The organism is Winogradskyella marina (assembly GCF_015645385.1).
In the GTDB taxonomy this organism is placed as follows: Bacteria; Bacteroidota; Bacteroidia; order Flavobacteriales; family Flavobacteriaceae; genus Winogradskyella; species Winogradskyella marina.
In genome coordinates this window covers 45,363-68,158 of the sequence record NZ_JADOET010000016.1, presented here as the reverse complement: position 1 = coordinate 68,158, position 22,796 = coordinate 45,363, and the positions used below count along the sequence as shown (strand labels likewise).

The window sequence follows — 22,796 nt, the reverse complement described above, 5'->3', positions numbered from 1 at the left end:
CTTAAAGTGTTACATTAAATTCTAAAAATTATTGTTGCGCGTATTTTGGCACTCCTTGTACTTGATTCCAAACTTTTATTTTATCTGTTTTTGAAATCCCATTTTTTACTTCTACAAAAATACCATCACTAATTCCTAACGCAATATCTTTTCTTTCAAATTTTTGATCTCCTATCTCAATCTCTACGTATGGTTTTTTTGTTTCTTTATCGTACTGTACTAAAGCTTCCTTTATGGCTAAGACCTTTTCAGCCTTATCTAAAATAATAGAAGCATTTGCACTTAAACCAGCTCTAATGAATGTTGAATCGATTTTCTTTAACGTTCCTTTTATTTCAAATTGTATGGCTCCATTTTCTGCAATTCCTTTTGGCGCTATGTAATCTAATACAGCATCGAAGCTTTTATTTTCAATAGCACCAACAGTGATTTCTAACGGTAAGCCTTCTTTTATTTTACCGACTTCACTTTCATCTACTTTCCCTTCAAAAATCATTTGTTTTATATCAGCGATAGATGCAATTGAAGTCCCTTCATTAAAGTTATTAGCTTCTATAACCTGGTTGCCGGCTTTTACAGGCACATCTAAAACCATCCCAGAAACCGTAGCTCTTACTTGCGTCTGTGCAATATTTCCTAACCCAGATGTGGTTCCTGTTTTTATTATATCATAGTTCTGATTGGCAGAATTCACATTAATCTTTGCTTGTTCTACACTTTGTTTGGCTTGTAGGTACGCATTATTTATACCCTCAAAATCATTTGCTGAAATAACTCCTTTATCGAACAGTGCTTTTTGCCTATCGTAACTGGCCTGCTGTGTTTGTAAATTTATTCTTGCTGTTTGAAGTGCTGTTTGATTAGAGGCTATGTTATTTTTAGCACTTGTCAGAGAAGAGGCATTAGGGATAACCTTAATTTGAGCTATAAGATCCCCTTGCTCAACATATTCTCCAGCATCGATAAAAATCTGTTCGATGACACCTGAAATATTCGGCTTAATTAATATTTCTTCTTTAGGGACAATACTTCCTGTTGCTACCGTTTTAACAATTATAGTTTCTTCCGTAGGAGATTCCGAAGTATAAGTAATTGGGTCTTCTTGTCCCTTTATCCAAAAGAAATATAGAGCTCCTAAAAATCCAAAGACAATTAATAATAAAACGATAATAGTTGTTGTTCTCTTCATTAGTTAAATTGATTATATAATACTTATTCTATCCTTAGGGCGTCAACCGGTTTCATTTTAGTTGCACTATTTGCTGGTATTAATCCTGCTAATAATCCAGATACAACTAGTATAATTAAAGCTATTACTATAACTGATATATCAACGCTGGGATTTGCAAAATTTTGAACAGGCCCCACATTATCTAATATGGCATTCATCACCCAAACTACAAATGCTGAAAAAGAAATACCAACCATACCAGATAGTATCGTTAATATTAAACTTTCCTGTAAAATTTGTGATTTTATATTCCAAGGACTGGCTCCTAAAGCACGTCTTACTCCAATTTCTTTAGTCCGTTCTTTAACAACAATAAGCATAATGTTACTGATACCAATAATGCCAGACATTAATACTAAAGCACCTACAAAATAACCCACTAAACTTAGAATTGAAAATAAGCCATTAACGCGCCCAAATTGTTCTGACAAATCAAAATGACCAATAGCTCGATCGTCGGTTGGGTCTACTTTGTGTCTAAATTTCATTAAATCGAAAACTTGCTGTTTTAAGGATGTGATACTGACGTCATCAACGGCAGTAATCGCCATCCAACCCACATCTTCACCTCTATTAAAGGCCTGACCAAATGTTGTAAACGGAATATAAATGGTACTGGCATCTTGCTCATCATCACCTTGGCTATTACTCATTTTAAAGGTTCCAACAACCAAAAAATTCACACCATTTATTTTAACATAGGTTCCTAATACCGCTTCACCTTTATCGTAAAGTCCTTTTTCAACACCTGTACCAATAACACATATTTTTCGTTTAGCATCAATATCTGAATAACTAATAAAACGGCCTTGAAGAATATCTAAAGGCTGTTGATTTATAAATTCTGGATAATCGCCATATATTTCAAAAGCACCGGTTTTTGTTCCTCGTGTTACGTTATTTGCTCCATTATATCCTCCTAACTGGTTTCGAGGTGACACATATTTTAAATTAGGAATCTCTGATTTGATGGCAGCAATATCATTTATTTTATAGTTAAAATTACGCCCTTTTGGCAACCCCTTATAAGGTTTTGAAGTGCCTCGCGTCCACATAAACATAGAATTTGTCGCAAAATCCCCAAAGTCTGCAGTGACTCCATTTTTAAGTCCATTAGTTAAGGCTAACAATAGTACTAATATGGTGATTCCCCAAAACACTCCAAACGCTGTTAGAAACGTTCTAAATTTATTAGCGTTTAATGCTTCAAGTATTTCATCCCAACGGTCTCTACTAAACATATTATTCGTCTCTTAATGCGTCAATTGGTTTAATCATAGCGGCTCTATACGCTGGAATAAAGCCTGCCAAAGCACCTGCAAACACTAACAAAAACACTGTAGTTAGTGCAATATTAAAATCTACTTGTGGGTATTTTATAAAGTCACTCTCTATCAATGGTCCTACAAGTTCCAATAACCCGAGTCCAAAAATTAACCCAAATAAACCAGAGAACATGGTTACAAATACAGCTTCTTGTAAAATCATCCCAACAATAGACATTGGCAAGGCTCCTAAGGCTTTCCTAATACCGATTTCTTTAGTACGTTCTTTAACGATGATGAGCATAATATTACCCACACCTACAATACCGGCAATGATCGTTCCTATACCCACAAACCAAAACACAGCTCTAATGGTCGCAATTAATGAATAGATTTTTTGAGCTTGCTCTAATGTATTATTTACTCTTACAGCACTTACATCGTCTGGCGCAACAGTATGAATTTCTTTAACTTTCTGTTCTATGCCTAAAGCAATGGCATTAGACATGGCTACGGCTTCATCAAAATTATCTGCCATTTTCACTGTAAATGCCATGTTTCTAATATTCTCTCCAGCATTAAAAACTTTTTGAGCAGTAGTAAGAGGTATATAAACCTGACCTTCTTCTCGATCTCCACCTGGATCATAAAAAACCCCAACCACCTTAAAGTTCATTCCGAAGACTTGAATGTTTTGATTGATTGGATCTTCTCCATTAAAAAGATCCGTTTTTATTTTATTACCAATAACGGCTACTTTTTTAGTTTCTTCAATATCAGATTGACTAATAAATCGACCAGAACCTATATCGGCATTTTCAATAAACTGATTGTCTGGCATGGTTCCTCTAACACGGTAATTTCCGGTTTCATTATTATAAGTCACTGTTCCTCCCCAAATCATATAATCTTTAGTTCGGTATTCGAAAAAGTCATCATATGCATTTTCAACAGCGTCGAAGTTGGTGTTTTTAAGTTGAATATAACGTCCCGGATTTAAACCTTTATAGCCTTTGGTAGTTACACCTGTCCAAACGGAAATTTTATTGGTTGCATCTTGTTCAAATTGCGACTTTACACCATTGGCAATACCTTCACTAAAGCCAAGAAGAATTACTAAAATGAAAATTCCAGAAGCTACCGAAAGCCCTGTTAAAAACGTTCGCAATTTATTTTTGCTTAAAGTTTCAAAGATTTCTTGCCAACGTTCTATATCAAACATGTGCTGATGCTCTAATTTGTTCTACAGGACTATCGTCGATAATTACTCCGTCTTTTAGATTTACGATACGCTTAGTCATATGTGCAATATCATCTTCGTGAGTAACAACTAAAATCGTTTTACCCTCATCATTGATGCCTTGAATAAGATCCATAACCTCATAAGATGTTTTGGTATCTAAAGCACCTGTTGGCTCATCTGCTAACAATACTTTTGGATCACTTGCGAGTGCTCTAGCAATGGCTACACGTTGTTTTTGACCACCAGAAAGTTCGCTAGGCAAATGATGCGACCATTGTGCTAAACCTACTTTTTCGAGATAATGCATGGCCTTTTCGGTACGCTCTTTTCGTTTTACCCCTTTGTAGTATAAAGGCATAGATACATTGTCTAATGCACTTTTGTAATTGATTAAATTAAACGACTGAAAAATGAACCCTAGAAATTGATTCCTGTATTGTGCCGCAATTTTTTCATTAAGATTTTTAATAGGAACTCCATCGAGAATATACTGACCTTCATCAGCTTCATCTAACATGCCTAAAATATTTAATAATGTAGATTTCCCTGAACCAGAAGATCCCATGATAGATACTAACTCTCCTTCTTTTACATCAAAATTAATACCTTTTAAAACATGGAGTGAATTGGTTCCCATGTGGTAAGATTTGTGCAAATCTTTTATTTGAATCATAATTGTAGTTGGTTAGCTATTACAATTTTAATGAAATTCGTAAAGTTATCATCCCAACGAATTGTTAATACTAAATAAACGACAGGCTATTCCTATATATTGTTTGGCTTCCCTGTAACTGATTATGTATAAGACGATCTAACACAAAAAATGTTACAAATTCTCGTCTATATTTTCTAATTTATTTGGTTTATTAAACTTTCTGTAAATAATAAAACCAATTGTACCAACCAAAATGTAAGGTACAGCCATTAAAAAAACGATACCATCATTAATGCCTTCTGCCATGGATTGATCTTCACCACTTTCTAAAACTGCTCTACACATTGCGCATTGTGCATTAGTTTTAAAAACAAAGAGAAAAAACAGAAGAGAAAAAAGAATTTTACGTTTCATATTTAAGTATAATAAGGGGAAATCATTAGATAAACTACAACTCCGGTTATAGCAACATATAACCAAATCGGGAAGGTGATTTTAGCAATTTTTTTATGACGCTCTATATCGTTAGTTATTGCTCTAACATACGTAATCAATACAAACGGAATGATAATAATAGATAGTATGATATGCGTAATTAAAATAAAGTAATAGATATACGCAACAACCCCTTCTCCACCAAATTTTGTTGAATCGCTTGTCATATGATATGCTACATATAGCACCAAAAACACCACGGAACAATAAATAGCTGTAGTCATTAAATTTTCGTGTAAAACAACATTTTTACTTTTTATTGCCATAACGGCACCAATTAAAAGCACAGCTGTAAATCCATTGATTGTAGCATAAATAGGCGGCAAGAAAGTTAAAGGCTCTACATCATAACCCAGACTGCGAAGGTTTACGCCAAATAAGGCAGCCACTACTAATGGAATTACGATAGATAATACAACAACCCATTTGTTATATTTTTTTGCTTTTACGTGATCTACTTCACTCATCGTTATTCCTTTAATAATTTAGCAATATCTTCCTTCAGAATTGTTATTTCTTGAGCCATACCATCTTCGTCTACTCCTTCTTCTTCAGAAACTAAACCATTGTAAAAGATCTTAGGGTTTCCAAAATCGTCTTGCCTAGACCTAATAAAACCTTCTTTATCTATTAAGGCAAAATTACCTGAATGTTCAAATCCGCCTTCAACACTGTCGTCTTTTGCTGTATATAAATTAAAGCCTTCATTGGCTAAATTATAAATAGCCGATTCATCACCTGTCATTAGGTGCCAATTAGGGTTGGTAATACCATATTTTTCGGCATAAGCTTTTAAGACTTCTGGACTGTCTATTTCTGGTGCAATTGAAAACGACGCGATTCCAAAATCTTCAATTCCGGTGAAATCACTTTCAACCTCCACTAAGTTTCTATTCATTATTGGGCAAATAGTTGGACAGGTCGTAAAGAAAAACTCTACAACATAAACTTTTCCTAAGTAGTCTTCATTTGTGACTGTTTCACCGTCTTGATTTGTAAAACTAAATGCAGGTACTTTTTTAGGCTCACCATTAATTTCTAAATAACTTAAGTCACTTTTCTGTGAGTTTCTCGCAGTAATTGTTGAAACCCCTTTACTTCGACTATCATCTCTGATGATATCTCCATCGTTTACACGATCTATAATTTTTGGAATGAATATAATTCCGAAAACCAAAATTATAAATGCAATTCCGACGTACGAATAGTTTGATTTATTACTCATTGATCTTGTTTTAATTCTCTATTTCTTCTCGAATTTGAATCTTCAAATTCACCTTTTCGTTTTTCACGATATTCTGTAAATAGAATTCTAACATCATCACTCATCATATTTTTAATCTCAGCAACCTCTATCGTATTGTATCCATAAACACTAAAGGCCGGTTTATTTTCCTCTATCTGTCTTTCATCCCTTCCGTCTAGTCTACCACGCTGATTTAGATTTTTATCAATGATATAAACATTATTTACTGCAAGGTTTTCAGATAGAACATCTTTTGTTTTTAAGGAACTATAAAGCGATTTTATATCACCTTCCGTACCAAATACATAATGCCAATATTTTAAATCTTCGTATGTATTTATTTCTTTTTTTAGTAGTTCTATATCAGCTTCCGTTCCTTTTGGGACTACAATGACTATTTGAAAATTTTTAAATCCTTTAAACTTGTCATACACCAACTCCTTGAGATTTGAAGCGGAAATCATATAATCTAAAGGTGAGTTACCTAAAAACCCTAATACGGTTATATGATCTTTTAAAAGTACGTTTTCGTTACTGTCTGCACTAAACCTATTAATATCAGCGATCTTACTATTTACAACATCTAAGGGATCATAGTTGTGCTTTGCGGGATATAGCATCAATAAAAACGCCACAGGTAAAAAGAATAATATACTAAGAACTATATAGCGTTTTACTTTATTTGCTTTCATCTTTTCAGAGCTAAAATCCGTGTTATATTTGGTTAAATCACCAATTACCTGTTTATAAAATCGTTGGTATGCAAAAATAGAAAAGGTGGTTTATATAAACCACCTTTTACCTGTATTTAACACTTAGTTAAGTGTATGCTTTTATGTTTAAAAATCGCGGGTGATTATAGAGTCTTCACCATGGTATGCATGAAATACATAACCACCTTCTTGTAATAAGATAAACACCAAATACGCAATTAGAAAAACACTAGTCCAAACTACCATTTTTCTCATGCTAGAGGTTTCATCTCTAATATGCATAAAATCCCATGTAATATAATAGGCTTTCACAATTGTAAGTAAGATAAAAATGAGGTTCAATGGTTTCATATAAACAATTGGTGATAGTATAATGTTACCAAGTGTTGCAAAGAATCCACCTTCAAAAGGATCTAACCAAATATCCATTAAAATAGCTGGTTTATAGATACCTAAAACAACTTCTATAGCTGTTATTACTGTTAGAAGCCATAAAACTCCCCAGATTTTTTGTGTGTTAGATTTAAATTTCCAACGTCCTCTAAATATCTCTAATTTATGTTCTTGTGCCATAATTTAATCTTAAGTTTCTTTTTATACTAAATAGAAGAATGTGAATACAAATACCCAAACTAAATCTACAAAGTGCCAGTAAAGACCGACTTTTTCAACCATTTCATAACTACCTCTTCGTTCATAAGTTCCAAGAACTACGTTGAAGAAAATAATAATATTAAGAATTACACCTACTGTTACGTGAAAACCGTGAAAACCAGTAATAAAGAAGAAAAGGTCTGCAAATAGTGTTGGGCCATACTCATTAACTTTAAGGTTTGCACCTTTAACTACCAACTTCCCATTTTCTTTAATTTGCCTAAGCGATTCACTTCTAGACAATACTGTTTTATGACCGTCTTCATCTAAATATTGTGTTCTTACTCTAATATTATCGTTTGCGGCTAGACCTGTATAGATTTCATCAACTGAGAAAAGTGGTAGTGGAGCTTCTTCTGTAAACCATAGTCCATTACTACGATCGTGCTCTACACGATCTCCAGCTACTGGAATTGCAATATCTTCAATTGCGATACGTTTAAATTTCTCTTCGCCATCTACATTTACATATTCTCCAAACTGTAAAATATTGCCCGAATTTGTCTGTACAGCACCATAATCTCCTTGAATAAATGTAGCCCATTCCCAAGCTTGAGAACCAACGAATACAGCTCCACCAATAATGGTTAAGAACATGTAGAAGGTAACTTTGGCTTTATTCATATGGTGACCAGCATCTACAGCTAATACCATCGTTACTGACGACATAATAAGAATAAACGTCATAAATGCTACATAGATCATAGGGTGTTCTTGACCATGTAAAAACGGTACGTGTGTAAACACTTCATCCGCAATCGGCCATTCGTTTACAAACTTAAATCTTGCAAAACCATAAGCGGCCAAGAAACCTGAAAATGTTAATGCATCGGATACAATGAAAAACCACATCATCAATTTTCCGTAACTTGCTCTAAGAGGTTTATTACCTCCACCCCAAGTTTTTTCTTCTGTACCAGTACTAGCTACTGTAGAATCCATAGAGTTTATTTAAATTTTTAAGATTGGACAAAAATAATCAAATTATATATCTAAAAAAATATAAAAACAAAAAGAGCACAAGCCAAAGCATATCTACGAAATGCCAAAAATTGGCTGCTAGTTCAAAACCCAACATATTGTTGGAGTTATACTTTTGTTTAAAATGATTATAAATTACAACTATCAAACATACCAAACCAGCAATAACGTGCGTTATGTGCAATACTGCAATCACGTAAATGTAAGACATCGTTATATTACTTGTTGGTCCTGTAAAATTATAACCCATTTCTATAATTTCGCCAAAACCTACAAACTGACTGTAAACAAACCCTATTCCTAAGCCCAAAGTAACCAATAACCAGATGGTTACCTGCTGCATTTTATTTTGTTGTAAAGCCCGTTTCCCTAAAATAAAGGTTAAACTACTTAGCAAAATAAGTACTAAACTTATAAAAAATCCATTTGGTAATTGAAAGTCTACCAACCAATCTTCATGTAACCGTTGTTTACTACTCACAATAAAAGCACTAATTAAACCGGCAAAAGACATAATTAAGCCTCCAATACCAAACCAAAGCATCATCTTTTTAGATCGTGCTGTTTTTACCTGATGAGTTCCTTGTGTTAAATCCATTTATCTTAAAAATTTATCCGCAACATAGATTATTTGCAATAGGGTAATATAAAACACACTAGAAAGCATGAGTTGTTTTGCTGCTTTTATAGAACGCTTTTTAAATAACTTAAGCGCATAAGTTAACATTACTAAGCCGAGTACAAACACTAAAATTGCACCTACTATTGACAATTTTAAATCACCTGTAAACCCTAAAACCGGTATAACAGATACAATAATCGTCCAAACACTATACATTATAATTTGTACAGCTGTTCCTTTATCGGGTTTTCCGGTTGGTAACATGTGAAAACCACCTTTTTTATAATCTTCGTGTAAAAACCATCCTATAGCCCAAAAATGGGGAAATTGCCAAAAAAATTGAATAGCAAATAGTGTTCCTGCTTCGATCCCGAAACTATTTCGAGCGGCAACCCAGCCCAACATAAACGGTATGGCTCCTGGCAATGCACCAACAAATACAGCTAAGGAGGTTTTCGTTTTTAACGGTGTATAAACACTCGTGTATAAAAATATGGAAATAGCTCCATACATCGCTGTTTTCGGATTAATTATATATAAGGTTATTAACCCTAAAATTGTAAAGGTTGTTGCTATAACGAATGCTGTATTTACAGACATTCGACCTGCAGGAATTGGTCTATTTTTTGTTCTTTCCATAAGCGCATCTAAGTCGCGCTCAATGATTTGGTTATATGCATTTGATGCACCTACCATAAAATAGCCACCAAAAGCTAATAAAGCGAGGGACGTAAAACTTATGGTTTCTGCACCAAGAAAATAGCCAGCAATAGAAGAAAACACAACACTTAAGGACAATCCCATTTTGGTAATTTCCTTAAAATCTGTTATCACAGAAGTTGTTGATATCGAAGATTTTGTATAACTCAAACTATACGATTTTTTTTCTTTTTAAAGCGGAAGCAAAGATAGTTTGAAAATTGATTATGACCAACGTTAAACTTTAGTTTTATTCATACATCAATCTAGCAGCTTGTGGCTAGGTTAATAAGAACACCTTCCTTATCTCGACACCAAAACTACGCTTGTATGATTTTAGAAATATCTATATATCATTATACCAATTGAACAAATCTGTACGTACACCAATACTAAACCAAACGGTATTAGAGTCCATAGTTGATGCCGTTACTGCATCTGGATTAAAATCTCTATAAATAATATTAGTAAATAACTTAAGATTGGTTTCAGGATTTAAAAGATAACCAGCTTGTATTTCTGTCATAAAGCTATTGGTTTTATTTCCTTGACCAATAGTAACACCTGTATCGGCATTTCGATCATTGTAGTTTCTATAAATATCTCCTCCATAAGAAAAGCTATCTTCATCGGTGTTATAATCAAAACCACGTTGCCCAATGATAAATTTAGCATCACCAAACCAGCGTTTATAATTATAACGTCCTATTACAACTAGCTCTCTAAAGTTTGCTCCCCAAAGGTGTGCCATTGGCTGATTAAAATGACCGTAATTAAGAATTTGTGTATTGTGCGAATACGTATAAGGTCGCACTCTATTAAATTCTGCTTGAAGTAATAAGTTATCAACTTCAAAGGCATTAAAATACTTAACACCTAACTGAAATCCGAATTTATTCTTCCAACTTTTTTCACCTCCTTTAACATCACTCAATGAGAATTCATCCAATATAAATTGCCCATAAATATTAACTTTATTGTTCCATTTGTATTTAGAAGAAAGTCCAAGAATTGCGTTTCCGGCACCTTGTCCTGTTTGAAATTCTATGGCTCTAAAAAATATAATAGGATTTAAGTAATTAACATCAAAACCTCTTCCGTTAGCATCAGCCCACATTACTGACTCAAACAAACCAATATTTAATTTTTTAGAAACATTCCAGCTTAAGTAGTGATTTGCCATGTATTTGGTTAAAAATGCTTTATCAACCACAACTTCATCTCTAACGTCTTTTAACCACATCCATGTACTTGTATATTTAATTTTCCAAAACGTAGCATTTAATTTTAAGAATGGATAAGGACTTGCAACATCACTTTGCAATAATGAACGGTAACCATCTCCTATAAAGTTTTTTCCATGACCAAATTGAATGTTTAAAAAATCTGCAGGAGTATACGACATATACGCTTCTGCAACGGGATAATCATAAGAATTCTCTTTGAAACGCTTGGCAATTCCTCGACCCGAAATAATAGCTGGATCTGGTCCAAATGCCTTTAAACTTTCACCGTATTGATTAAAATAATCTGCAAAACGCCCTTGGCTTTCATACACAGAAGCTGTTAAATTAAACCGTTTTCCTAAACCAGCTTGTATGTTAACACCTCGAGTGTTGTTCCAGGTTGAATTGAAGTCAGCTTCGGAATCTTTACCCACTTGTAAATCTAATATAGGATCTACGGTAAACCAATAATCTTTACCTTGTATCTCTACTAAATGTTCATTAAACACTTTTCGTCCTAACCAAGAATCAGTGTCCTTTGATAAGCTTTCCTTTTCGGCTTTAATATCATAATATCGTGCTACGTCACTATATAAAAATGGTTTTGCCGCAGTGTGACTATTAGTGCCAATAGCATTCATTTCGTCATCAAAACGTGCGTAGTACGAATGTGTAAAAGGGATGTTTAGCTCACTATTATATTCTAGTTTTTCATAATCCTGTATTGCCTTGTTCACATCATCAAACTCACTTGATAAGGTGGCATTAAGACTATCTTTTGCCGTAAGATTAACTTCATCCGTTGGTAGTACAGTATTTTCAACAGGTTCTACTAAAGGTATTGAAATACTAATACTATATTGAACAAATGTAGGATTACCATTATAAGTTGCTGGTTGTATTTTAGGGAGTGAATCGAAAACACGTTTGCTTTCCTCCTTTAATTCATCATAAATCGCATCAGTATAAATGGCTTTAAATTCACCATCTTTATTAACTTCAAACAGTACTTTAACATCACCAACGTAAGACTCGTCCGAAACTATTTGAGGCACTTTAAAGTTCTCGTAAATAAACGTGTTTAGTGTAAAATTGAAACAAGATTTTAATTGTTCAACAGCAACTGAATCACATTCTTCAAAAACTGGTGACTTTTCGTAAGTCAATAAGGTTTGCGTATAACCCAATGAGGTGGTTAACAGTATAGCAAATAGCACAATGCGCTTCATAAAGGACTAATTTTTAATGTGCGAAAGATACTTATTTTTTTTAGTAACCTAGAAACCAATTGTTGTATAAAAAACCGTTATTCTGAGAATAACGGTTATCTTTTTTACTGACCAATTGTTTTTCTAATATCTAGAATCAAAAACAATAGGTAATGTATAGATGACACCAACTGGAACTTGTCGCTGTAAACCAGGTTCCATTTTAGGGATTTTATTGATTACACGATTAGCTTCTTTTTCTAGAGCAGGATGTGGTCCTCTAATTTTTATATCTGTAACATTCCCAAATTTATCAATTGTAAACTGCGTAGAAATTCTTTGTTTTCCGGTTATCCCATACTTGGACCCAATATCTAAATTAAATTTCTTTCCAATTAATTTGGTGATTTTATCGGACATACATTTTTTACGATCACTATTAGTAGTGTATTTCTCGCAACCTGGATAAACTGGTACTTTTTCAATTAAAGGAAATGGCACAAAGACATCCGTATCTTCTGGGTCTTCTTCCTCAGGAATACTACTTGGTAAAATGGGTTTTGACACAGGCTCTTGCTCTTCTGGAGTGATCAATTTCTTTTCTATAATGTCCTTGTCATCTTCAACCGTCTCATATGCATCAATTAACTTTGTACTTCGGTCCATTTCTGGCTCAACTTTTTTAGGTTGAATAACTTCTGGCACCACTGCAGGCATAACATCAATTACAGCTAATTCATTGTCTGTTAAAGGGTCAATAGTAACAACCCGTTCTTGAAACTTCATTTCGAACAGTGCATAGGTACCCAATAAACAAAGAATCAACCCTATTTGAAAATAAAGGGTTGAGTTTTTTTGTAAATTTGCATCATGCTTGTGTGATTTCTTTGCTTCAGTGGTGCTCTGACCAGCAACACCGAAGTCTTTGTTAGAATTTTTCATAATATCTATGATTTAAATGTTAATATTATGTAAAAATCACAATAAGCATACCAAAACGAAAATCCCGCTCAATTAATTTTGAACGGGATTTTTATATAAAAACTGTTGACTTATGTTTTAGTCTTGTACTTGGAATACAATTGGAATAGAGAATGGCATAACCACTGACTTTCCTCTTTGTTTACCAGGTTGCATTTTAGGCAATTGACCAATAACTCGTTTTGCTTCTCTTTCTAGTCCTGGGTGAGGACCACGAGCTACAATGTTTGTTACATTACCAGATTTATCAACTTTAAACTGAACAAAGATTCTTTTTCTACCAGGAGGTAATCCTAAATCACCAGCTAAATCTGTATTAAATTTTCTACCAATGAATCTATTCACCTTTTCATTCATACATTCTTTCTTTGCTGCGTTAGTTTTTTCCTTTTCACAACCAGGAAAAACGGCAACATTTTCAATAACTGAGAATGGTACTTCTAAATCTTCTTCTACCTCTTCAACTACAACGTCTTCAACTTCCACAATTTCTGCTTCCATTTCCGTCTCTGTAGATTCTATAATAGTTTCTTCTACCTCTTCTTCATCTTCTACAACCTCTATAATTTCTGGTGCAGGTGGTGGTGGTGGTGGTGGTGGTGGTGGAGTCACAATCTGTTCTGTGATTGGCACTTCTTCATCTAATTCATCATCTAGGTTTAACGAATCTGCAACAACATCAACTTTATCGTAAGTTTTATAATTGATTGTCAAATAGGTAATACCCATCATTAAAGCTAAACCAACAGCAAAAAACAGCGAACTGTTTCTGCTAACATCTGATTTCTGATTCTTTTTAGGTTCCATAATATCATTTTTTAAACAACATCGCTAATTTAACTAAATAATAGTAAAATAAACAAGGGTTTGGGTTAATTTAATTTATATACATTTATTTTAACTGCAATTAGCGTACCAAAAATAGCACCAATACTGTTTGCAATTAAATCATAGGTGTCGTAGGTTCTATTAGGGTTAAGAAAATATTGTAACAGTTCTAATATATAACCGAGAAAAATAGCAGAAAGGCAAATGATAACATATAACCTCTTCTTTTTAATTGGTTTAATATATAAAAGCCATACTAATGTTAAACCACAATAAGCAACGACATGATATATTTTATCGTCGAAAGAAGTCCCAACACTTGGCATTCCAGACAATGTAATTAAGCTTGCTATTACCAATGCCAAGGTATAAACTATTGACACCAATAAGAACATTTTTTTAACCACTGATAAGTGCTTTATAATCTTCTGCAGAAAGCAAACCTTCTATTTGTGATGCATCTGAAAACTTTAATTTAATCATCCAACCTTCACCATAAGGGTCAGAGTTTACTTTTTCTGGTTCGTCTTCTAAGTTGTCATTGAACTCTATAATCTCACCAGATAAAGGTAAAATTAAATCTGAAACTGTCTTTACAGCTTCAACCGTACCAAATACTTCTTCAGCATCTAAAGTTTCATCTAAGGTATCTACTTCTACATATACAATATCACCAAGTTCTCCTTGTGCAAAATCTGTAATTCCAATTATAGCGCTATCGCCTTCAATTTTCACCCACTCGTGGTCTTTAGTATACTTTAATTCTGATGGTGCATTCATTTTTATAGGATATAAATTGTTTTGTGCAAATGTAATTTTTTAATGGGTTCAATTCAAACTTAATTCCCAAAATTATAACGTAAGGTAATTCCAGATCTTAGTGATGTTTGTGGGAATGATGTAGAAATTGCAAATTCTGAGAAGGTATAATCAAAATAGAAGATAGCTGTTAGGTTTTTGCTAAACGCGTAATCCGCATTGTATTTAAGTCCCCAAATAGTCTGACCCGCAGTAATCTGGTTATTCTCTAAATCTAAATACCTAATAATGGTTTTGTTATCTCTAACAGTAACATCTAAACTCATGTTTAAATCACTCACAACAATTTGCCTTGGTCCTGCAAGTTGCGACCTAATTCTTAAATCCTTAATACGATATCCTAATCCTAATGTGTATTCTTTACCTTGGATTTCAGTCATTAGATTATTATCAAAACTCAATGATAAAGTTCTATCCGTTTTCATTTCGGCTAAAACTTTTATAGAGTTTTTCATTTCGAAATCTAAACGGAACAATGGACTAAACTGCTCTTCTAAGTTAATGTTACTATATAGTGTTTCGTTTTTAAAATTACCGGCTTGATCTATGACATCGACCGACTGATTATCATAAGACAACCCTGGGATTAATTCTTCTGTATCTAAGTCTAAGTTCGTTCTAAACTGATTTATAGTGTAGCGTGATCTATAGCCATGCTGAACAGAGAAACGTTTAAACGTTTTCTTAAACCATGGCAATTTCATTAATCCTGTATATTTTAAAGTCCAATTTGGAATAGGAACATCTCTAAAAGCATCTGTACTTACTTTTTCTGGATCAGTGCCATGATATGCTGATAAAAATGCTGGCAACAATACGCGCTGGCTATTTTTACCAAAACCTTCTGGATAGCCTTCTGCATCTGTATTAAATGGTGTTGCTCCATAGAAATCTCTTGCTAAACGATTGGCGATAACTAATCGGTTGGCTCTAAAATCATTAAAAGCAGCGGATTGATTTTCATCACTTTGACTAAAAGCTGTTTTTATTAGTGCGGTTGAAATCATAAAATTCCCAAAAGAATTAGTGATTAAATCTTCATACGTATCACTTAAGCCATCACCATCATTGTCTATTGCTCTAAAACTTTCAGAGATATTTTCGGCATAGGTTCTATTTCCGGTTAAATCTATTTTTAAATCTCTCATCGGTTCTACATTTACCGAATAGTCGAGAGTCTTGTTTTCTACTTCTGTATATTGTTCGTTAAAATCAGGGAACGTGGTTAACCAACCATTTCTTGCTGTTAAATCTCGTATGTTTCGTTGGCTACCGAAAGTGTATCCTAAAGTTGGCCTTAACGTCCCTACAAATCCTGGTGTTGGTAAATAGCCTGGTAAAAATGTTCCATTGTTTTCAGCATAACTAAACTGAACTCGCTTCACCATAGTCGCCAAATCAATTAAGGTATTGTATGCTTTTTTTCCAGCACTTAGTTTATTTGGATCATCTGCATTCTCACCATTTTCCTGTCTATTATCTGGTGTCGCTCCTCGTCTCCTTACCGCTGTAGTTCTTGTTCTACCTCTAGCGTTTTGGTTCCCTGCCTTAACCAACCCTAAGGTTCTGTACAGGGTTTCCATATTAAGGGTCGTATTAATATTGTGGGTGTTTGAATTCTGAATTGAGTTTCCTAAATTATAGGTATTGTAAGTCCCTAAGTTATTAGGATCTTCAACTTGTAAGCCTTCATTTAAATCTGATCCTTTTTGCCAATCAAACGCACCATTATACGCATAAGTCGTTCTTAAGAAACTTAAAATTGGTATTTTATGTAGTGGTAATTCATAATTTACCTGCAATTGCTGTGTCTGGTAATTTGGGTCACCAAAATCAAAAAAGCCATCCCAAACATCGAGTTCTGGATCTTGCAATCCATTAATACGATTATCTACAAAATAATTACGGACTATATTGGTATTAGCGGCGTTAAAATTAACACTTAAAGCATCTGTTAGGTTATAATTTATAGCGTACTGAAAATCGAAGGTATAATTTCTTCGGAATAATTCTTCGATACCAATATTACCTTCTGCTAATTCAACCTCTCTAAATTTTTGTTTATTAAATTGCCTATTAACATCTGTATTTACAGAAAAACTAGATGGTAATAAATTCAAGTTAAAATCCTTTAAAATTTTCCAGTTTTTACCAGTGAATAACGAATCGTTCTTTTTAAAAGGTTCGTATTTTAATGGTTCAAAAGCAAAATTATAATTTACTCCGGCTCTTACCGTTTGGTCTAATGCATTTTCAATTTCAAAATCGCGATGCTCTACTTTATTATAAGAGTAATTAAATGTTAGGTTTTCTACATCGTAAACACGAGGTTTAGAATCTCCTGTTTTTTGCTTTCTTACACCAATAAAGTTAATGCTCTTTCGCTTGGTATAATCTTCAGATTGTTCTCGTATGCGATCTTCTTCGGCACTAGAACTCGCGGCATCTAATCGCGATTCTAAAGTAAGGTCATTATAAAACTGATCGAATTTAGGAGTTATCATCTCCTCACTTTGCGCATAATTGAATGGTAGCTGAATTCCCCATTTTTTTGGTAATAATTGTCCTAATTGAATATTAGTAACCACATCATATTGTGCTACGTCTTCTAAACTACGCTGGCTTGGTCCTTGCTCTACTCCACCAAAACCGATTGTGCTTCGTCTTCCTGTTGCACTAATACTTGCAAAATCTGCAATCTTGGTGTCCATACTTAAAACAGCTGCCCAACCACCTTCATTGTCCATATCGGACATACGCAGTTCATTAAACCAAAACTCTCCACAAGAGTTCATGCCAGTAGAACCAGAGTTTTTAACACCAACCATCAGTACTCTAATGTCTCCAAAATTTGGATTTCCTTTAATACCAATACGTTGTTGTTTTTGAGTTCCATCAACGGGATTATATGGTGGATTTAAAGTCGTTTCGTCTAGCTCACCGTCTATTACATTATAAAATGTGGGATCTTCACTATTTAGATTAGCACCAATACCAAGGGCTTTAATTTTTTGCAAAAACTCTAAAGGAATATTTATTTCATTCTGCTCTGGCCACACTTGTTCTCTAGGACTACCTTCTGCTTCTGATGATGGTAACAACGGTACTTCTATTTGATAATAGTTTTGAGTAAAATCACTACCCATTCTAATAAATGCAACCATTTCACCGGCTTGCAGCATAGAGCCTTCTTGTGCTTCAGCGTGTACAAACATACGTAGTTTCTTATACTGACGCATATCTACATTAATATTTTTATAAACTCCTTTTGCATCGGTTGGTCTTAGGTCACAAGCCTGAAGCACTAACGATTGCTCGTTTTGTCTTATAATAGTATTGTTATTGTTTAGCTCCTCTTGCTCAACTCCTGGAGGCCTTACATAACTTGCATTATCCTGTACGCCAACAACTCCAACATTAAATTCTGCATTTGGACTATTATTTGTATCGTCATTATCTAAGTCTAACGTATATCGTCTCCAGTCACTACGTACTAAATCTAAAGTCGCAAAACGCAAGACTGTATTTTGAGTAAAGTCAGACACATATAATCGTGCAAATCGAATAGATCTAATATCGGAAATTCCACCAATTGATTCACGAATATCACTCTCTGCTATAGGAATTCTAAATTGGTACCAGTTGACATCATTTCTAACATCTCCATTAGGTAAAACAACTTGCACATTTTCCTTTACATCATTAATATAAGGATTATCTAAATTTAAGCTAGATGGTGTAATATCTACTTCATACTCATAGTAGCTATCAATAGTATTCATGGTATTATCTCTATTGATATCTTCTACATCTGGCTGTGTTGTAGATCCTCTATTGGTATCGGTAAAGGTTTCTGGCGTATTACCTTCAGTACCGTTATATTTTTTATAGCGCTCAAAAATATCACCATCCGTATTTAAATAATACTCATAATTATCTTTTGAGGGATCATCTCCAAATTGTGCTCCAAATTCGCTAATCTCCTCCATATCATTCAAACCGTCCAAACCTACATCTTGATTTGCACGTTCTGCTCCTGTTGTTCCAAACGTATAAATTAAGGATTGATTTTGTGGTACAACAGTTCCAAATTCAGTTCTCTCTAAGTTTGATATATCACCATTTTCTGGTAAACCGTTTTCGAATTGTTTTTTGCCATCTTTAATAATGTCTTCTGAGATGTTACCAAGATTTACAAATAATTTACCACCTGTATTAGATGGGTTATCTAAAAACGGATCTTGAACCCAAAATTCTATATATTCAACATTAGCTTGTTCAAAATCTGTCGACGTAATTTGTCTTGTAATACCAGCCCAACTTTTTGATGGGTCTAAAGGATTTTCATTTGCAGCATTTGGATCAAAGTTATATGGTCCACGCTCTGTAGGATAATAGGCTAAATCTAATGTATTAATTACTGAAGATTGCCCTTGTACAATATCTTGATTAAATAACTCTTCAATAAAAATACGACGTGTGTATAAATCCGAAACATCATCGTCTGTGATACCATCTGGACGTTGATTACTATAAAATATAGGATCTACGGTGTACCAATTTAAAAGTGCTCTTCCGTAACCGTTTTGAGGACCATTAAGATCATTTCCTGGAATTGTATTTGGCAAACCTACTGGTCTACTAGATAAGTTCCAAGATAAAGGACTCAATAAATTTATGGCTCCTTGTGTGCCTTCAAAATCATCGATATAGGCCGTTGGTTCATTATTAAAATCTGCACCTTTTGACGCTCCTGGCAATAAATAGGCAAACTCACCTCTCAGTGAAAGATCAGAAGGTACATCTGTATCTATATTTGGTAGTTTATTGACCATTCGCGTTAAAAATGGAACTTCAGTTGAGTAGTTTCCATTAAATCCAAAAATGGTATTGTTTATAGGTTCAGAATTAAAATTAGCTTTTTGTGTTATCGGTCGTTCGTTAAGATTTAATAAGGTGGCACCTAAAACAAAATTTTCGTTAAATTGATGCTCAACATTAATTCCTGTAAAACGTTTTGTTTGCTGACCAAAAACAGCATTGTTTTCAACAGACACATTAATTGGTGTGTTAGATGCCTTTAAAGCTTCGTCTAAAATTTCTACACGTCCCAATTGGTAATTTACGGTATAATCTACACCTTCTACAAGTTGTCTACCACCTGCTGTTACTCTTACCGAACCTCTTGGCACATTAAAAGCACCTATAGGAATTCCGCTATCTCCACCACTACTTTTAAAACGGCCTTTTATTTGGAATTTATTCTTTTCAGCTTCATCTAAGGCTGCCGTTTTTGTTGATTTATAAAGTATATCGTAAACGTATTTTTTCTGATTCTCGTTAAATCCACTTTGCGTATCTGCAATATCCTCGTAGTCTGCCGCATTGTTATTTGGGTTACCGTCATTATCTAAAACATCGAATAAATACCGTCCAAAAGGTTCTGCTTTGGTAAAAATAATCTTTCCGTTTTGCGACAATACGGTGACTCCTTCTACATAATCGAAGAAACCATCTCCACGTTCTTGCGGATCGTTATTAAAATTTAATTGATCTAAATGGAATAATCGAATTAATGGTGTTTCACTAATCTCGGTATCATCGGCCGGATTATTTGGTGTATTACTATCAAAAGTTGGGAAAGGAACCTCTACACCACCGACAACAACAGGTTTAATGAAGTTTACAGCAGAAGCTTCTGTGTAAAAGATATTTAACTTAAAATCTTCTTGACTAAGTTGGAATGCTCCAGTATCATAAATGTTTTTCATCATTAAATCCCAAATAGGCTGATCTACCGAAGTAACCGCACTTTTTAGCATCTTAAGGACTAAACTTTGATTATTTACAACGTCATTACCAGATGTATTGTCTACTGTTGTAGCATCGACACCATCATTGGCAAACTCACCGACTTGAAACACTTCTCCTCCAACCGTATACTGGAATGCCACTGCTAAAACCTCGTCGTTAAGCAGACGTTGGTTTAACGATATATACCCTAATTTTTCATTTAGAACGTATTCTTGTCCTTCTCTTAGTTTCCTTGCAGATTCTAACTTACCAAAATCAAAACCTTCTTGAATATTTATATTTACACCTGCTTGCGTGTTGGTAATATTTCTAACTTGTTCTGTTAATAAAGATCCTGGGCCACCTATATTAGTTGGATCAAAATCGTTATTTTTATTATTTGGCTTTGCATTAGGAATATTTACAAAACCTGCAGGTAATGGGTCAAGTCCAATGTTTTCGGGCTTAGACTCTCCTAAATCTTGGAAGGCAACAATATTTCTAACGTTTTCTGTTTGATTATTTCTATTGGTTACCCAAACCTCAATTCTTGTAATTTGAAGGCCTTGATTATCAATAAAAGGATATTGTAATAACGATTTATCGTATGTTTCCTGAAAATGTTGCGCTAAAAAGAAGTGCCTATTTTCATCGTAATCTCTTGCAAAAAACTCAAATTCCTCTACAGTTCCACCACCTTCTGCGACTACCGATTTTGATTGCGACTGTTGCTCTGAAAATACTGCTGTCACTCTAGTTTTACCAAATTGCAACTCGGTTTTAACACCAAACAGACTTTGTGCACCTGTAATTAACGAACTGTTTAATGGCATGTTAACATTACCAACTTCAATTTTACGAATAATATCGTCTTCCGTTGGAGTGTACTCTAATTTTACAACCTGCTGAAAATCGAAAGTTGCTTCTGTGTCATAATTTGCCGTAACCTGAAGGCGTGTTCCTACTTTACCTAATAAACTCAGACTAATTCGCTGATCAAAATCGAAAGTAAAATTAGTTCTATTTCTTGGAGAAAAAGAAGGGTTATCTTGTTTTGAGAACAGCACTCCCAAATCTACCTCCACAGAACCTTGTGGAATAACATTTATGGTGTTACCTCCAAAAATGGTTTCAAACAAACCTGAGTTCACATAAAACTCTGGCAGTAAATTTTTCTGATCTTCTTCTGAACCTTCTTTTTGTCCAGCTTTAGCATCAGCCATTCGTTTATAATACGCTTTTAATTTTTCTTGCAACACAAGCTCCTGAAACTCTTCTGGAGTTAAAATTAAAGGGTAATTAATATTAAAATTTCCTATTTTTTCTGAATAGACATAGCGATCTAAAATAGGATCGTAAGTATATTTTGAAATGATGCTGTTTGGGTTAGGCATTTCCAATTTCCCAAATGCAAAGGTCGTCTTAGTAGAATCTTGTTCTGTTTCTGTTTCTTGCGCAAAAACAGAATTGCCAACTAGCATTGTAAAAGTTAGTACACATAAGTATACATAGGTAAAGCGTTGCTTATGTAGCGTTCTATTCAATTGCATTATAAATTTTTTAGAGCTGCTTTAATAATTTGCTCCACTTGGGCATCAGGTTGGGTTTGTAAAATTTTATCGACAACTTTTTCGGATTGTTTTTTATTAAATCCTAAAACATCTAAAGCAGATAACGCTTCTTCTTTGTGTGTATTGTTTGGTACTGAAGAAAGTTCATCTAAGCCATAGACTTTTAACACTTTATCTTTTAAATCAATAATAACACGCTGAGCGGTTTTTAACCCAATTCCTTTTACACTCTGAATTAACGCCACATCTTCACCTGCAATTCCTTCTTTGACTTGGTCTGGTGTTAATGACGACAACATCGTACGTGCTGTATTGGTTCCGATACCACTAACAGAAATTAATAATTTAAAAATCTCACGTTCTATCGTCGATGAAAATCCGTATAAACTATGAGAATCTTCACGCACTTGAAGATACGTGTAAAGTCTTAAATGTTCTTTATCCGGAATTTGGGAATATGTTTGTAATGATATATTTATAAAATAACCGACACCATTGCAATCAATAACAACGTCTGTCGGATTTTTTTCTACAAGTTTACCCTCTATATGTGTAATCATTTATAA

Annotated in this window: 19 protein-coding genes; all 19 read right to left on the bottom strand. The window is 34.0% G+C overall.

The features are described from left to right. Positions 1 to 28: 28 nt before the first annotated feature. The gene (locus ITJ86_RS14945) at positions 29 to 1,189 is read right to left on the bottom strand and encodes an efflux RND transporter periplasmic adaptor subunit (protein WP_195872460.1); all 1,161 of its coding nucleotides are present in this window, start codon (positions 1,187 to 1,189) and stop codon (positions 29 to 31) included. Positions 1,190 to 1,212: 23 nt separating this feature from the next. Then, the gene (locus ITJ86_RS14940) at positions 1,213 to 2,472 is read right to left on the bottom strand and encodes an ABC transporter permease (RefSeq protein WP_195872459.1); all 1,260 of its coding nucleotides are present in this window, start codon (positions 2,470 to 2,472) and stop codon (positions 1,213 to 1,215) included. Between the two features lies 1 nt (position 2,473). Beyond that, on the bottom strand, positions 2,474 to 3,718 hold the full coding sequence (locus ITJ86_RS14935; RefSeq protein WP_195872458.1) for an ABC transporter permease: 1,245 nt from the start codon (positions 3,716 to 3,718) through the stop codon (positions 2,474 to 2,476). After that, on the bottom strand, positions 3,711 to 4,412 hold the full coding sequence (locus ITJ86_RS14930; protein WP_195872457.1) for an ABC transporter ATP-binding protein: 702 nt from the start codon (positions 4,410 to 4,412) through the stop codon (positions 3,711 to 3,713). The genes ITJ86_RS14935 and ITJ86_RS14930 overlap by 8 nt, the downstream gene beginning before the upstream one ends. Positions 4,413 to 4,565: 153 nt before the next feature. Beyond that, on the bottom strand, positions 4,566 to 4,808 hold the full coding sequence (locus tag ITJ86_RS14925) for a hypothetical protein (RefSeq protein ID WP_195872456.1): 243 nt from the start codon (positions 4,806 to 4,808) through the stop codon (positions 4,566 to 4,568). 2 nt (positions 4,809 to 4,810) lie between these two features. Continuing rightward, positions 4,811 to 5,356, bottom strand: coding sequence for a DUF420 domain-containing protein (locus tag ITJ86_RS14920; RefSeq protein WP_195872455.1), 546 nt, complete (start codon positions 5,354 to 5,356; stop codon positions 4,811 to 4,813). 2 nt (positions 5,357 to 5,358) lie between these two features. Beyond that, the gene (locus ITJ86_RS14915; RefSeq protein ID WP_195872454.1) at positions 5,359 to 6,114 is read right to left on the bottom strand and encodes an SCO family protein; all 756 of its coding nucleotides are present in this window, start codon (positions 6,112 to 6,114) and stop codon (positions 5,359 to 5,361) included. Beyond that, complete coding sequence (locus tag ITJ86_RS14910; RefSeq protein ID WP_195872453.1) at positions 6,111 to 6,827, bottom strand: hypothetical protein; 717 nt, start codon at positions 6,825 to 6,827, stop codon at positions 6,111 to 6,113. The genes ITJ86_RS14915 and ITJ86_RS14910 overlap by 4 nt, the downstream gene beginning before the upstream one ends. Positions 6,828 to 6,974: 147 nt before the next feature. Continuing rightward, a complete protein-coding gene (locus tag ITJ86_RS14905) occupies positions 6,975 to 7,421 on the bottom strand; it encodes a cytochrome C oxidase subunit IV family protein (protein ID WP_195872452.1) in 447 nt (148 codons plus the stop codon). 21 nt (positions 7,422 to 7,442) lie between these two features. After that, a complete protein-coding gene (locus ITJ86_RS14900; protein ID WP_195872451.1) occupies positions 7,443 to 8,444 on the bottom strand; it encodes a cytochrome c oxidase subunit 3 in 1,002 nt (333 codons plus the stop codon). A gap of 37 nt (positions 8,445 to 8,481) precedes the next feature. Then, positions 8,482 to 9,081 (bottom strand): cytochrome c oxidase subunit 3, encoded by a 600-nt coding sequence (locus ITJ86_RS14895; RefSeq protein WP_195872450.1) that lies wholly within the window; start codon positions 9,079 to 9,081, stop codon positions 8,482 to 8,484. Further along, the gene (cyoE, locus tag ITJ86_RS14890; RefSeq protein ID WP_195872449.1) at positions 9,082 to 9,975 is read right to left on the bottom strand and encodes a heme o synthase; all 894 of its coding nucleotides are present in this window, start codon (positions 9,973 to 9,975) and stop codon (positions 9,082 to 9,084) included. A gap of 175 nt (positions 9,976 to 10,150) precedes the next feature. Continuing rightward, entirely contained in the window at positions 10,151 to 12,259 is a 2,109-nt protein-coding gene (locus tag ITJ86_RS14885; protein WP_195872448.1) for a gliding motility protein RemB, read from the bottom strand. A gap of 123 nt (positions 12,260 to 12,382) precedes the next feature. Then, positions 12,383 to 13,180, bottom strand: coding sequence for an energy transducer TonB (locus tag ITJ86_RS14880; RefSeq protein WP_195872447.1), 798 nt, complete (start codon positions 13,178 to 13,180; stop codon positions 12,383 to 12,385). 117 nt (positions 13,181 to 13,297) lie between these two features. Then, positions 13,298 to 14,026 (bottom strand): energy transducer TonB, encoded by a 729-nt coding sequence (locus ITJ86_RS14875; protein ID WP_195872446.1) that lies wholly within the window; start codon positions 14,024 to 14,026, stop codon positions 13,298 to 13,300. 65 nt (positions 14,027 to 14,091) lie between these two features. Further along, a complete protein-coding gene (locus ITJ86_RS14870; protein ID WP_317190637.1) occupies positions 14,092 to 14,430 on the bottom strand; it encodes a VanZ family protein in 339 nt (112 codons plus the stop codon). A 16-nt stretch (positions 14,431 to 14,446) separates the two neighbouring features. Beyond that, entirely contained in the window at positions 14,447 to 14,827 is a 381-nt protein-coding gene (gene gcvH, locus ITJ86_RS14865) for a glycine cleavage system protein GcvH (protein WP_195872445.1), read from the bottom strand. Between the two features lie 59 nt (positions 14,828 to 14,886). After that, positions 14,887 to 22,209 carry a T9SS outer membrane translocon Sov/SprA gene (sov, locus tag ITJ86_RS14860; protein WP_195872444.1) on the bottom strand — a complete coding sequence of 2,441 codons (7,323 nt, stop codon included), beginning with the start codon at positions 22,207 to 22,209 and terminating at the stop codon, positions 14,887 to 14,889. After that, a complete protein-coding gene (gene ruvA, locus ITJ86_RS14855) occupies positions 22,209 to 22,790 on the bottom strand; it encodes a Holliday junction branch migration protein RuvA (RefSeq protein WP_195872443.1) in 582 nt (193 codons plus the stop codon). The genes sov and ruvA overlap by 1 nt, the downstream gene beginning before the upstream one ends. Between the last annotated feature and the right edge of the window lie 6 nt (positions 22,791 to 22,796).

Coding starts and splice junctions, on each gene's coding strand:
- ITJ86_RS14875 (WP_195872446.1), bottom strand. CDS start 14,026: ATGGAACCTAAAAAGAATCAGAAATCAGATGTTAGCAGAAACAGTTCG.
- ITJ86_RS14915 (WP_195872454.1), bottom strand. CDS start 6,114: ATGAGTAATAAATCAAACTATTCGTACGTCGGAATTGCATTTATAATT.
- ruvA (WP_195872443.1), bottom strand. CDS start 22,790: ATGATTACACATATAGAGGGTAAACTTGTAGAAAAAAATCCGACAGAC.
- ITJ86_RS14905 (WP_195872452.1), bottom strand. CDS start 7,421: ATGGCACAAGAACATAAATTAGAGATATTTAGAGGACGTTGGAAATTT.
- ITJ86_RS14925 (WP_195872456.1), bottom strand. CDS start 4,808: ATGAAACGTAAAATTCTTTTTTCTCTTCTGTTTTTTCTCTTTGTTTTT.
- ITJ86_RS14880 (WP_195872447.1), bottom strand. CDS start 13,180: ATGAAAAATTCTAACAAAGACTTCGGTGTTGCTGGTCAGAGCACCACT.
- sov (WP_195872444.1), bottom strand. CDS start 22,209: ATGCAATTGAATAGAACGCTACATAAGCAACGCTTTACCTATGTATAC.
- ITJ86_RS14885 (WP_195872448.1), bottom strand. CDS start 12,259: ATGAAGCGCATTGTGCTATTTGCTATACTGTTAACCACCTCATTGGGT.
- ITJ86_RS14920 (WP_195872455.1), bottom strand. CDS start 5,356: ATGAGTGAAGTAGATCACGTAAAAGCAAAAAAATATAACAAATGGGTT.
- ITJ86_RS14940 (WP_195872459.1), bottom strand. CDS start 2,472: ATGTTTAGTAGAGACCGTTGGGATGAAATACTTGAAGCATTAAACGCT.
- ITJ86_RS14930 (WP_195872457.1), bottom strand. CDS start 4,412: ATGATTCAAATAAAAGATTTGCACAAATCTTACCACATGGGAACCAAT.
- ITJ86_RS14895 (WP_195872450.1), bottom strand. CDS start 9,081: ATGGATTTAACACAAGGAACTCATCAGGTAAAAACAGCACGATCTAAA.
- ITJ86_RS14945 (WP_195872460.1), bottom strand. CDS start 1,189: ATGAAGAGAACAACAACTATTATCGTTTTATTATTAATTGTCTTTGGA.
- ITJ86_RS14935 (WP_195872458.1), bottom strand. CDS start 3,718: ATGTTTGATATAGAACGTTGGCAAGAAATCTTTGAAACTTTAAGCAAA.
- gcvH (WP_195872445.1), bottom strand. CDS start 14,827: ATGAATGCACCATCAGAATTAAAGTATACTAAAGACCACGAGTGGGTG.
- ITJ86_RS14900 (WP_195872451.1), bottom strand. CDS start 8,444: ATGGATTCTACAGTAGCTAGTACTGGTACAGAAGAAAAAACTTGGGGT.
- ITJ86_RS14910 (WP_195872453.1), bottom strand. CDS start 6,827: ATGAAAGCAAATAAAGTAAAACGCTATATAGTTCTTAGTATATTATTC.